Below are 12,511 nucleotides of genomic sequence, written 5' to 3'. Positions count from 1 at the left end.
GCGTGCCTGCTATGGATGTGCGGTCAGTGCTGCGGCGTCGTGGCCGACGGTGCGGCGGCGTGTTCCCTGACGAGTTCGTACGAGCGCAGGCGGGCCGCCAGCGCGTAGACCGGCGTGGCCAGCATCAGCTCGTCCGCCCCGGTCGCGTCCGCCACTTCCGACAGCCGCCGCACCACGGTCACGGGCGTGCCGTAGGCCTGGTGGGCCCGGAAGGCCGCCAGCGCCTGCCGATCCTCCGCCGTGAACGGGTGTACGGACGCCTCTTCGGGCGAGGGGAACGGAACCTCGCTCTGCCCCTTGAGGAGCCCGGCCTTGACGACGTCCATGGGGCCGGACAGCCGCGCCGCCTCCTCCTCGGTCTCGGCGCAGATCGTTTCCACGCACACCAGCACCCGGGGGCTCGCACACCACGGGGACGGTGCGAAGTGCGCACGGTAGTGGCCGAGCGCGGCGGAGGTGTTGTCGGGGCGGATGTGATGGGCGAAGGCGAGGGGCAGACCGAGCTCCGCGGCGAGCGCGGCACCGGCGGTGCTGGAGGCCAGCAGCCACGGCTCCGGCAACGGGCCGAGCGCGACCTCCTCGACCAGGAAGCGCAGCGTCGCCGCCACGTCGTCCCGGTACGCGTCGTCCGTCGTCGGTCCGGCGCCGCGCCGCAGCGCCCGGGCCGTGGACTCGTCGAAGGTGCCGGGGCCGCGGCCGATGCCCAGGTCGATCCGGTCGGGGTGCAGCGCGGCCAGGGTGCCGAACTGTTCCGCCAGCATGATGGGGGCGTGGTTGGGGGCGAGTACGCCTCCGGAGCCCAGGCGGACGGCCGATGTCGACGCGGCCGCGTGGGCGGTCAGGACCACGGGTGGGAAGGCGCCGATGGCGGGGGAGTGGTGGTGCTCGGCATACCAGAGTCGGTGGTAGCCGAGGGCGTCGAGACGCTGGGCGAAGGCGGTGGTGTCGCGGAGCGTGTCCACGGCTCGCGTACCAGTCTGGACCATGGCGACTTCCAGCGCGGAGAGCGGCACATCGATCATGCAGTGAGCATACGGAGTGCCGGTGGCCTCAGGCAGCCGTTCGCCCAACCGCCGGTGACCGGGTCGCCCACGCCGGGGGCGCGCCGCCCCGGAGTCCGGACACACCAGCACCGGGCGTCCCCGATCAGCCCTCCCGGGCACGGCTGAACCTCACCGGCCGACGCCGAGGCAGGTCGCCTCGGCGTCGGCCGGTGTGTGGTGGTTCGCGGTCGGCGGGCGCCGGGCAGTTCGTAACCCGGGTGGCCGGGCGGGCGTTGGACCGCTTGAACGACGCGTAAGGAGCGGAACCGCATGGCTGCCACCCTGGACGAGATCACACGTGCTTGGCTTCAGGAGCCCAGGTTCTGGCAAGTGGCCACCCTGAACCCGGACGGGTCACCGCAGTTGACCCCGATGTGGGCCGACCTCGAGGACGGCCTGGTGGTGATCAACACCTCGGCGGGCCGCGTCAAGGAGGAGAACCTTCGGCGCGATCCCCGGGTGTCTCTGTGCTGCATGGACACCGAGGATCCGTATCACCGGGTGGAGATCCGGGGCCGTGCCGTCCGCTTCGTCGAGGGGGAGCCGGGCGTACACGTCATGGACCGTCTCGCGCGGAAGTACCTGGGCACGGAGACGTTCCCCTGGCCGGCCCCCGGCGAGGTGCGCGTGGCGGTGTACATCGAGCCGCACCACGTCCACCGCGTCGTCGGCGTCGAGAAGTTCCGGCCCGGAGTGCTGCCGGACGCCTGAGAACACACCTCCCGCGGCCGCTCGGGTGATACAGCCCTTTTGCGCCGTGTGGGACGCTGGTCGTCAGCGGGTACATGTCCGGGCACCGGGGGGAGTGCGGCGTGGAGGACGAGCGACGGCGCCACGACGGCGGCCAGAAGGGTGCGCGGACCCTGCGAGCGTGGGCCGCCATCGCCGCCCGCCAGGCCCGCGACGTGGTGACCGGAGCGGGGGACGACCCGGGGCGGACCGTCGCACTGGCCCATGCGATCGAGCATGTTGCCGCCATCGAGCGGCTGTTGCCCGCGGACGATCCGCTCCGGAGCGGTTTCGTCCCCTTGCTGGGCGTGCTGATGGGCGTCCGGATCCTCAGCCGTGAAGCGGGCGACCAGTCCGACGCCGCCCGTCGCGAACGCGCATATGGGCTGCGCCATCTGCGCTGGGCCGACCGTACCGGACCGCTGGCCGATCCGCTCGCGGCGAACGCCCGGAGAGTGCTGCTCCAGTTGCTCGTCCCGGCGCACTACGCGCGGGCCGTGCGCGCGGAACGCCGAGGCCGCCGCCCCGAGCCGCCGCCCGGGGCCGCCGGCCCGCAGCCGCTGACCGCGTCCCTGAGGCACGACCTGGCGGAGGCCAGGGAGGTCATCGAGCGCCTCGCCGGCGGCCCGGACAATCCGAGACTGCGTCGGGTCCTCGGGCTTCTCAGGTCGGAGATCGAGCTGACGCTGTCGTCCGCCTCCGGCTCCTCGGCCCTGTCCGGGGAGAGTTCCCCGGCCGTCGTGGAGGAGCCCGATGTGGCGCCGCCGCGGGAGGAGGGCACGCCGGAGCCGACGGGCACAGCCCCTCTCGCGGATATCGGGGAAGCCGAGGGGAGCGGGGCAGCCGGGGAACGCCCCGACGACCCGCTGGCCGACGCCGTCCAAGCCGTGCTGGGCTGGGCCTCCGACGACCTGGCGCGGTTCACGGAACTCCTGGTGTGGCTGTACAGGACCGCGGACCGCGCCACGGTCTCCCCCGAGGAGGCCGACGGGGAACTGGCGGCCCTCGGCCTGGACCGACCGGCCTTCGCACCGCTGCGCGAGCTGCTGACCGGGCTCAGATCGGGCGAGGGCGACCCCCGGGCGCTGGCCCCGCGTGTCCGTCACGGCGCGGACGTCGCCCGGCGGGCCCTGCGGGAGCTGCCGGACCACACACCCGAACGGGCCCGCGTCGCCAAGCTGCACGCCGTCCTGTTGGTGCACGCCAACCTCCTGGTGCCCGGCACGATGGACTTCGACGAGGTGGACGAGGCCATGTCGGAGCCGGGGCCGGACCCCGACGACCGTCCCGGCGGCCCGGGGTACTTCGGCCTGGAGCAGCAGGTGACCGCTCTGGTCGATGGCGTACGGGTGTCCCAGACCGGTGATCTGGCACACCTGGAGACCAGCGCCGCCCGGCTTCGGGAGATGATGGCCACCTCGCCGGGGGACGGTGAGAGGGCCACGGCCGCCCGTCGTACCCTGGCCACCGGCCTGGCCGGGCTCGTCCACGAGGCGGCGACACTCGGGGGCAGTCTCCGGACCGCCGACGCCGCCCGGACGATGGGCAGGGAATTGCGCGCCGCCAGCGAGGGCGATGACTCACTGACACCGACGAACAAGCTCACCTTGGTGGTGTTCGCCGCCCAGAACGACCTGGCGCTGGCCCGCCGCAGCGGGGATCCCACCGTGCTGCCGCGCCTGGTCGAGGAGCTGACCGGCCTGTATGCCACCCTGTCGCCCGACCAGGAGAACCGCTTCACCCTCGCCGGCACCCTGGCCGAGGTGCATCAGGAACAGGCCGCCCGCAGCCACGATCCGGAGGAATTCCGCGCCGCGGCCTGGTATCTGCGAGAGGTCGTGGGGACCGACTCCCGGCGGATCGCCCCCATGCTCAGACCGTACTTCCCCGCTCTGCGCGCTTCCGCGCTCATCCGGCTGATCATGATCGAGCCCAGCCGGGACGCCGCCGATGAGGCCATCGCGGAGGTCCACCGGATCCTCCAAGGACCGCAGCCCACCCCCCGCGAGGAACTCCGGCTGCGGTATCAGCTCGGCCGGGCCCTGCTGCACGCGGCCCGCCACCTCGACGACCCGGACCTGCTCGACGTGTGCATCGCCGAGCTGTCCCAGGTCCGCGGGATGTTCGCCCGGGGAAACGGCTTGCCGCACTCCGCCGACGCCCTGACCCAGCTCTCCGAAGCCCATTGGCTGCGCCGTGAGCGCGGCGGTCCGAGGACCGAAGAGGACCGGGAGGCCGCCCTGGCCACCAGAAGCGAGGCGCTGGTCAGGCTGTCCGCCGACGTTCTCCTCCAACTCGGTTCCGAGCACGGCCTGTCCGTGGCCCGCTTCGGGTCGGCACAGGCGCTGTGGCTGGCCTACTGGACCACCGTGTGTGACCGCCCGGCCGATGCGGTGGACGCGCTGGAACTGGGCCGGGCCCTGGTGTTGCGGGCCGCGGCCGCGTCCCGTGGCATTCCCGAACTCCTCGAAGCCCGGGGACACCCGGATCTGGCCCGGCAGTGGCGCGCCGAGGTCGCCGCGGACCCGCCGCAGCCCGGCACCCCGGCCACGCCGGGCGATCAGTCCACCGGCCCGCAGATCCCGGGCACGCTGCGGCGCAGAGCACTGGAAGCGCTGGGCGCGGGCAGCGGCGCGGACGCCTGGAAACTGCTCGGCCCCTCGGACCTGCCGTCACTGAGGGCCGGTCTGACCGCCGCCGGGGCCGATGCGCTCGTCTACCTCGTCCCCGGGCAGCGCCCCGGCATGCCCGGCCTCGCTCTGATCCTCCGCCCCGGCGCCGGCGACGCGCAGCCCACCGTCCTGAAGCTGCCGCTGCTCACCCCCGGCAGCCCGCCACTGGAGCGCTACCTCGACGCCACCGCCCGGCGCTCCCGACCAGCCGCCGACGCCCCGGCCGACGCGGGCCCGCAGATGGAGCGGGACGAGCGGTGGGAAGCGGCGTTGCGCGACCTGTGCGACTGGGCCTGGCCCGCCGCGATGGGCCCCGTCCTGGCAGTCGTGGGCCCGCTCCACCGGCCGCCGCGGATCGTGCTGGTGCCCTGCGGGCCCCTCGGCGCGGTCGCCTGGCACGCGGCCCGCACTCCGTACGGTACCGCCGGGCGCGAGCACCGGTACGCCTGCGAGGACGCGGTGCTCAGCTACGCGCCCTCCGGCGCCGAGTTCCTGCGGGCCGCGACCCGGGACCGGCTGCCCACCACCGCCGGGCAGGTGCTGGTCGCCGACCCCGAACTCAGCCTCGTATGGGCCGAGATCGAGGCGGAGGCGCTGCACGCGGCCTGCTACCCCGACGGCCTCCGTTACGGCGAGTTCCCCACGGCCGGTGCCGGCGACGCGCCGGGCACCCCCGAGGACATTCTCGCCGTTCTGCCCGGCGGTGGCTCCCCGGTCGCCGTCCTGCACATCACCTGCCACGCCCTGGCCGGTCCGGATCCCACGCGTTCGGCACTGTGGCTCGCCGCCCCGCCGGCCGGTCCCGAGGACGCCGGACGCCTGACTGTGGCCCGCCTCCTGGACGGCGCGGCCACCGGGCAGCCGGCCGCCGCGGGCCCGTTGGTGGTGCTCAGCGCCTGCGAGACGGACCTGAGCACCCGCGACCACGACGAGGCCCTGACCCTGTCCACCGCCCTGATCGCCCGCGGTGCGGCCGATGTCATCGGCTCGCGCTGGGCCGTCCACGACGCCACGACGGCCCTGATGATGGCCGTCTTCCACGACTTCGTCACCAGACAGCGCCTCGCCCCGGTGGACGCCCTGCGCGCGGCCCAGCTCTGGATGCTCAACCCGCGGCGCGAGCCACCGCCCACCCTCCACGGTGAACTCTGCGACGAAGCCGTCCGCACCGACCTCGACCGCATCCACCTCTGGGCCGCCTTCACCCACCAGGGCAACCCGGCGGCCCGGCGCGCGGGATGACGCCCACGGCGCCAAAGCGTGGTGCCCAGCCCCGCGTCCCGTGCCGCCGGCGCCGCCGCACCCGGTTCTCATGGTGCAACGTCGTCAGGAACCGGCTGACATACGTCTTCACCGTCGCCTCGCTGATGGGGATCCGCTCACGGGCGTCGGCGTTCGACAGCCCCTCGCCGAGCGCGCGAGCACCTCCAACTCCCGTGCGCTCAGGGCCTCCAGACGCCGCCGGGCCTCTTCGCCGCGCGACGCGGACACCGCGGACCCCTGGGAGAGCGGCGTGCGGCTCGATCAGTCACCACACACTGAACGGCCTGCCCGTTCGGCCGGCGGACTATCCGAGGAAGAGGGGCAGGTTCGCGGGCAGTTCGCGCAATTCGGCCCGCTCCGCATCGGTCGCGGCTCGTCGGCCGGTGCCGACCAGAAGTGTGTCCGTGTCGGACCACGACGCGGGGAACGCCGCCCCGGCGATCCGCTCCAGCATCTCGCGTGCCCCGGCGAGGCTCTCGGCGGGTGGTCCCGCAGCGCCCGGGAGGTGTGCGATCAGGTCGAGGTGGTGCAGGGTCCACTCCAGCACGTACACGGAGAGGTAGTCGCCCGCGGTGAACACCTCGTCGCGGGTGCTGACCCACAGCCCCGGGTCGGCGAGTTCGGCCGCGCGCCCGGCGGCGGAGCCGACGTCGTCGAGGTGGAATTTCAGCAGCCACGGCTCCTCGTACGCGGCGGCCATCCGGACGGTCAGCGCGTCGAGCGGGTCGTCGCCGGTCGGCGGCGTTTCGGCGACCTCCCAGTAGGTCACCGCGTTGCGCGTCGGTTCCGTCTCGGCGGGTGTCACGAGGGTGATCAGGACGTCCTGGGCGTCGATGATCAGGTGGCACACCAGGTCCCGTACGAGCCAGCCGGCACAGCCGGAGGGCCGGGCGAAGTCCTCGTCCGGGAGCTCGGCGACGGCCGTGCGCAACGCTGTCCACGCGCGTGAGAAGAGGTCCACGGCCGCAAGCTAGCAGTGCGCGGCCCGCCCGGCGAGCGATTTCTCCGCCGGCCACGAACGCCGAGTCCGGGCCCGCGAACGGGGGATCAGCACGGCGTCGGCGGGTTCCGCCGGGCGGCCTTCGGCGGCGGCGGCCCCGTCCGTATCACCGGCTCCGGTGGTCCGCCACCCGATGGTCCGCGGGCCGGGTCGCCACAGGCGCGGGCTCCGCTGCCGCACCCCCGCGGCGCCGCGCCGGGCGATGCGGTGGGCCACCGCCGTCCTGGACCACCGAGGAGGAGAACCGCACCCTCATGCGGTACACGCTCCAGGAGGCCGCCCCGGTCGCGGAACCGCGCGGCATCGCCGTCGAGACCCACGGCGAGTACACCGCCACGCCCGAGCGGCTCGACCGGCACTGGGGACTCATCGAGGGCCCGGCGCTGACCATCCACCTCGACACCGGCAACAGCTACCTCAGCGGCAACGACCCGCACGCGTGGCTGGAGACCATCGTCGGCCGGGCCACCCACCCGCCCACCAAGGACATCTCGCACGAGGAAGCCGCCCGCTACCGTGCCAAGTTCCGCGGCACGCTCGGCTGCGCCTGTGGTGAGGGCGTCATCGCCTGGGAGCGCATCGTCTCCACACTCGCCACGGCCGACCACGATGTGGTGCACTTCGTGGAATGCGCCTCCCTGGAAGCGGCCACCAAGAGCTACGCGTACCTGAGCGAACTGATCGGAGCACACGCGCCATGACCGATGCGGCCGATACCGAGCGCATGCGGGCGGCCGGAGCCGCGCCCACTCAGCTCGGCCTCGCCACCCGCCGATGGCGGCAGTCGCTGTTCCTGCTCTTCTTCCTCCCCGGGCTCTCGATCTCGTCGTGGGTGACGCGGACACCGGACATCAGGGACCGGTTGGGGGCATCGACCGCCCAGATGGGGCTGGTGCTCTTCGGCCTGTCGGCCGGTTCCATGATGGGCATCCTCTGCTCGGGCACCCTCGTGGGCAGGTTCGGCACCCGGCCGGTCATCGGCGTGGGCAGCCTGCTCGTCGTGGCGAGCACCGCCGTCATCGGCGGTGGTGCGCTGCTGGCCTCGGCGCCGCTGGTCACGGCAGGGCTTTTCGCCTTCGGGGCGGGCATGGGCTCCGCCGAGGTCGCCATCAATATCGACGGGGTCGAGGTCGAGCGACGAGCGAACTCGGTGGTGCTGCCGACGCTGCACGGCTGCTTCAGCCTGGGCACGGTGGTGGGCGCCCTGCTCGGCATCGCCGCCACTGCCCGGAACTTTCCCGTTCCGTGGCATCTCGGCCTGATCACCTTGATCACCGCCCTTGTCCTTCTGCAGGCTCTGAGGGCCATTCCCGCGGGTATCGGGCGCAAGAGCCCCGGCCCCGGGAAGGCCGGGCCCCGCACCTCCGCCCGGAAGACGTGGAAGGACCCGCAACTCCTGCTGATCGGTGTGATCGTCCTGGCCATGGCCCTCGCGGAAGGGGCCGCCAACGACTGGCTGCCGCTGCTCATGGTGGACGGCCACGGACTCGACGACGCCCTCGGATCCCTCGTCTACGCCGGCTTCGCCGCCGCCATGACCGTCGGTCGCTTCGGGGGCGGTTTCTTTCTGGAGCGGTTCGGCAAGGCCGCGGTCGTGCGGGCGGGTGCGATCTCGGCGGCCCTTGGCATCGCTTGGGTGGTCTTCTCCGACAGTGCCGTGGTCGCCGGCGCCGCGGTCTTCTTCTGGGGGCTGGGCGCATCGCTGGGCTTTCCCGTCGCCCTGTCGGCGGCCGGCGGCTCCGGGCCCGACCAGACCGCGCGGGTCGGCCTGGTGGCGACCATCGGGTACGTGGCCTTCCTCGTGGGGCCACCGGGCCTGGGATTCCTCGGCGACCACTACGGACTGCGCACCGCCATGCTCGCCGTTCTCGCGTGTGTCACCACGGCGGTGTTCGTCGCTCCGGCGGTCGGTGGCCATGCCGCCGAGCGGCCGGAGGACACCGCCGACGAGAGCGCATCCCCACAGGGCTGAACCGCCTCGCCCCGCCCGCTCCGGGCGGGGCACCCGTGGGTGAACTGCTGTGGCCGGAAGGGGGAGCAGCGAGACGTCGAGGCCGGTCGGCCCCGGGCGGTCACGTGTCGTAGTGGCGGACGTCGTCGAGGTATTCGCGGGCCCGCGCCTGGACCAGCGGGGGCAGTTCACCGGTGGCGAGATCCGCGAAGGTGGTCTTCTCCAGCACCTGCCGCAGACTCGCCCGCACCGCGCGCCACACATCGGGGAGCACCGCCGCCGCTCCCGGGTACTCCAGACCGCTGAGGCCCACATCCCGTACGTTGGCCAGCGGGCCGTCCATGGCGCGGATCGCGTCGGCGAGGGTGATCTCCTTCGCCGGGCGCGCCAGCAGATATCCCCCTTCAGGGCCCCGCACACTGCGCACCAGATGGGCCAGGCGCAGCTCCCGCAGGATGCCGAAGAGGAAACGCAGTGGAATGTCCTGCCGGGTCGCCACCTGCTCGGCGGTCAGGGGTGAGCCCTCCGCGGCCGCCAGTTCGGCCATCGCCCGGACGGCATAGTCCGACTTGGCTGTGATCCGCACCTGGGCAAGTTATCACGCACGTCCGTTTCCTGGGCCGAGGCACCAAACCACCGGCTTGAGCACCGGCCTTCGGCCAAGGGCTCACCGCCGTTCTTCCATCAGTTCACCAAGTTCATTGAATTGGTGCACTTAGCTGGCTACGGTACCGGTTGCGTGAGCGGGGCACCGGTTCTGCTCGGCCGCCGGTTCCCGGGAAGCAGGAGGTATCACATGGCATCGCCAGAGCCGTGTACGACGTCAGGGCCGTGTACGAGGACCGTCGCCATCGTGGGCGCGGGCGCCGCCGGTGCACTGGTGGCGATCCAGCTCTGCGAGACCGCGGCCCGCCGCCGTACCCCGTTCGAACTCCTGCTGATCGACCCTGCCCCGGAGGCGGGGCGCGGCATCGCCTATTCCACCCTCGACCCGCGCCACCGCCTCAATGTGCCCGCGGGCAAGATGAGCTGCTACCCCGACGACCCGGGACACTTCGTGCGGTGGCTGTGCCACCACGGCGAACCGGGCGTGCGCGGCGGCGACTTCGCGGAGCGCTACCGCTACGGCGCCTACCTCGCCGACACCCTCGGGCGAGCGATCATGGCGGCGCAGGGCGTCGTCACCGTCCGCCGGCTGCGCACCCGCGCCACCGGCTGCCGCTGGACCACCCTCCCCGGCGGGGACCCGACGGCCCGGCTGGAACTCGCCGACGGCCGGACCGTCGATGCGCACCGCGTGGTGCTGGCCACCGGGCCGTCCCACGCGAACGCCGAATGGGCGCCGGAGGCCCTGCGTGGCAACGACCGCTTCATCACCGACCCCTGGGCGCCGGGCGCCCTGGACGCCGCACTCGGCCAAGGCGACAAGGAGGATGTGCTCCTCGTCGGCACCGGGCTGACCTCGGTGGACATCGCCATGACGCTCGACCGCCCCGGCCGCACGGTGCACACCGTCTCCCGTGGCGGACGGCTGCCGCAGGCGCATGCGGTGGACCCGCTGCCCGCCGCCGCGTGTACGACACCACTGCACGGCCTGTCTCTGTCCGCGCTGCGCGCCGCGGTACGTCAGCACATCGGCCGCGTCATGCGAACCCACGGCGACTGGCGGCCCGCGGTGGACGGGCTGCGCCCGGTCACGGCCGGGATCTGGGCGTCGATGTCCACCGAGGAGCGGGCCGAGTTCGTGGCACGGTACGGCTCCTTGTGGAACACCCACCGCCACCGTATGCCCCCGGCCACCGCGGAGGCGGTGGGGCGTATGCGCCGCACCCGGCGGATGCGGACCTACCAGGGGCGGCTCGCCGCCGCCTCGGCACGGCCCGACGGCTCCCTGACGGTCTCCCTCACCACCGGCGACGGCCCGCGAACACTGCCCGTGGGCTGGGTGGTGGACTGTACGGGGCCGGGCCTGCGGCTGTCGGACACGGCCGACCCGCTGTGGCGGAGCCTGCTCGACCAGGGCGCCGCGATGCCCGGCCCGCTGGGCATGGGCGTCGCCACCGACGACGGACGGTTGCACGGCGCCGACGGCAGCACGACCCGCCCGCTGTGGACCCTGGGCGCCCCCCGCCGCGGCGAGTTGTGGGAGACGACCGCCATCCCGGAGATCCGCGCACAGGCCGCCACCATCGCCGAGGCCGTGCTCGACCCGGGGACGGCCCCCGCCCTCCCCGCCGGTGGCGGCCCCGCCCGGCGCCGGACACGTCGGCCCACGGACGCCTCCGGTTTCCCCCTCAGTACGCACGCGGCCGCCGCCACCGCCTACCGACTCGGGGTGGACCGGCTGCTCAAGGTCCGGGCCGGGGCCCCGCAGGCGCTCCGCCGCTCCGTGGCGCTCGACCCCGGGTTCGCCCTCGGCCATGCCGCGCTCGCGCTCATCGGCCATGAGTGCGGGGCCGACGTGGACGTCTCCCGGGCCCTGGCCGATGCCCGGCGCGCGGTGCGCGAGCGGGCCGACGACCACGAGCGCTCCTTCGTGGACGTCGTCTCCCGCCGTGTCCTGCATACGCCCGCGGACGGTGACACCGCACTCCTGCGCCACCTGGAGGAGCACCCGGGCGATGCGCTGGCGCTCGCCGTCGCGGTGCCCACCATCGCCTTCTCCGGTCTGCGCGACCTCGACGGCACCACCGCGCTGCGCGTGGTCGAGCGGACCGCCCCGGCGCACGGGGAGAGCTGGTTCCACACGTCCCTGCTCGCCTTCATGCGCCAGGAGGAGGGGCGTTACGACGAGGCCGGAGCCCTGGCCGAGCAGGCCCTGGCCGCCGAACCCGCCTCCGGGCACGCGATGCACGCCCTGGCCCATGTGCACTATGAGCGCGGCGACCACGAGGCGGGCCGTGAGCGACTCCAGCGATGGCTGGCCCACCAGGGCCGGGGCGGTACCCACCGCGCCCACTTCTCCTGGCACGCCGCCTTGCACGAACTCGCCCTCGAGGACACGGTGGCGGTCCGCCGCCGGTGGGCGGAGCAACTGTCCCCCGGGAAGGTGGACGGGGTCCGCGCCCTGGTCGACTCCGGTTCGCTGCTGTGGCGAGCCCGGCTGGCGGGCGCATGGCAGGGGCCGTTCCCGATCGGCGACGTCCTGGAGACGGCTCCCGTAGATGTCCTGGAGCGTCCGGCCACCGCGTTCGTCGCCCTGCACGCCGCCATCGCCCTCACCGCCGCGGGCGACCTGCCGGGGCTGCGGCGGCTGCGGGTCCACGCCCTGCGCGCCGATGAGGTGCAGCGGAGTGTCATCGCCCCGCTGTGCACGGCGTTCGAGGACATCCTCGAAGAGCGCTGGACCGAGGCGGCACGCGGTTTGGAGCGGCTGCTGCCACGGCTCCCCGGTGTCGGTGGCAGCGCGGCCCAGCGCGAGATCGTCGAGGAGACACTGCTGTTCGCGCTGGTGTCCGCAGGGCGCTGCGACGCGGCCCGGGGCCGTCTGGAAGAGCGGCTGGACCGCCGTTCGTCCCCCCACGACCGGCGACGGCTGACCGCCCTCTCGTCCTGAACTCCTCTCGTCCTGGGCCTCTTCATGTTCTGACCGTCCTCGCGTCCGGCTGTCGCCGGGTCCTGTCGCCGGGCGCCGCGGCGCGGACCCGGCTGGCGAGGGCGGGTGACGTCGGCGGGGATGACAGTGGACCAGACCACATCCGCTCGATGTCTTGACCGTGAACGGACAGAGGGTATGGTCTAGACCTAGTGCGGAGCGGTCTCGTGACCGCCTTTGCGGTCCATGAGGCGTTCCGCCACAGCCACCCCCCACATCCCCCCACATCCTGACTTCGGTAAGGGCTTCCCGTCCGGC

At 73.5% G+C, this 12,511-nt stretch carries 8 protein-coding genes and 1 pseudogene; 5 read left to right on the top strand and 4 right to left on the bottom strand.

Features of this window, described 5'->3' with window-relative positions; translation table 11 throughout:
• Positions 1-23: 23 nt before the first annotated feature.
• On the bottom strand, positions 24-1,022 hold the full coding sequence (locus AS97_RS06810) for an MsnO8 family LLM class oxidoreductase (protein WP_059149343.1): 999 nt from the start codon (positions 1,020-1,022) through the stop codon (positions 24-26).
• Positions 1,023-1,313: 291 nt separating this feature from the next.
• On the opposite strand from AS97_RS06810, the gene AS97_RS06805 reads away from it, so the two are divergent.
• Both AS97_RS06805 and AS97_RS06800 read left to right on the top strand, forming a co-directional pair.
• Positions 1,314-1,754, top strand: coding sequence for a PPOX class F420-dependent oxidoreductase (locus tag AS97_RS06805; RefSeq protein WP_059149344.1), 441 nt, complete (start codon positions 1,314-1,316; stop codon positions 1,752-1,754).
• A gap of 101 nt (positions 1,755-1,855) precedes the next feature.
• Positions 1,856-5,686, top strand: a complete 3,831-nt coding sequence (locus AS97_RS06800) for a CHAT domain-containing protein (protein WP_247204255.1) — start codon at positions 1,856-1,858, stop codon at positions 5,684-5,686.
• A 26-nt stretch (positions 5,687-5,712) separates the two neighbouring features.
• On the opposite strand, the pseudogene AS97_RS46940 reads toward AS97_RS06800, so the two are convergent.
• Both AS97_RS46940 and AS97_RS06795 read right to left on the bottom strand, forming a co-directional pair.
• Positions 5,713-5,932: pseudogene (locus tag AS97_RS46940) on the bottom strand (LuxR C-terminal-related transcriptional regulator); the annotation flags it as partial.
• A gap of 79 nt (positions 5,933-6,011) precedes the next feature.
• Positions 6,012-6,668, bottom strand: a complete 657-nt coding sequence (locus AS97_RS06795; RefSeq protein ID WP_059149346.1) for a maleylpyruvate isomerase N-terminal domain-containing protein — start codon at positions 6,666-6,668, stop codon at positions 6,012-6,014.
• On the opposite strand from AS97_RS06795, the gene AS97_RS48470 reads away from it, so the two are divergent.
• Both AS97_RS48470 and AS97_RS06785 read left to right on the top strand, forming a co-directional pair.
• Positions 6,653-7,408 (top strand): TIM barrel protein, encoded by a 756-nt coding sequence (locus AS97_RS48470; protein ID WP_210564510.1) that lies wholly within the window; start codon positions 6,653-6,655, stop codon positions 7,406-7,408. The two genes, AS97_RS06795 and AS97_RS48470, sit on opposite strands and share 16 nt — an antisense overlap.
• Positions 7,409-7,431: 23 nt before the next feature.
• On the top strand, positions 7,432-8,679 hold the full coding sequence (locus AS97_RS06785; protein ID WP_210567153.1) for an MFS transporter: 1,248 nt from the start codon (positions 7,432-7,434) through the stop codon (positions 8,677-8,679).
• A gap of 100 nt (positions 8,680-8,779) precedes the next feature.
• Here the strand turns inward: AS97_RS06785 and AS97_RS06780 are convergent, their stop codons facing one another.
• Positions 8,780-9,244 carry an Rrf2 family transcriptional regulator gene (locus AS97_RS06780; RefSeq protein WP_059149347.1) on the bottom strand — a complete coding sequence of 155 codons (465 nt, stop codon included), beginning with the start codon at positions 9,242-9,244 and terminating at the stop codon, positions 8,780-8,782.
• 210 nt (positions 9,245-9,454) lie between these two features.
• Here AS97_RS06780 and AS97_RS06775 point away from each other — a divergent pair, with 210 nt between their 5' ends.
• A complete protein-coding gene (locus tag AS97_RS06775) occupies positions 9,455-12,214 on the top strand; it encodes an FAD/NAD(P)-binding protein (RefSeq protein ID WP_210564509.1) in 2,760 nt (919 codons plus the stop codon).
• The last annotated feature ends 297 nt before the right edge of the window (positions 12,215-12,511 follow it).

Source organism: Streptomyces sp. AgN23, assembly GCF_001598115.1.
GTDB lineage: Bacteria > Actinomycetota > Actinomycetes > Streptomycetales > Streptomycetaceae > Streptomyces > Streptomyces antimycoticus.
The sequence above is the reverse complement of the archived record's forward strand: the minus strand, read 5'-3'. Positions and strand labels throughout refer to the sequence as shown.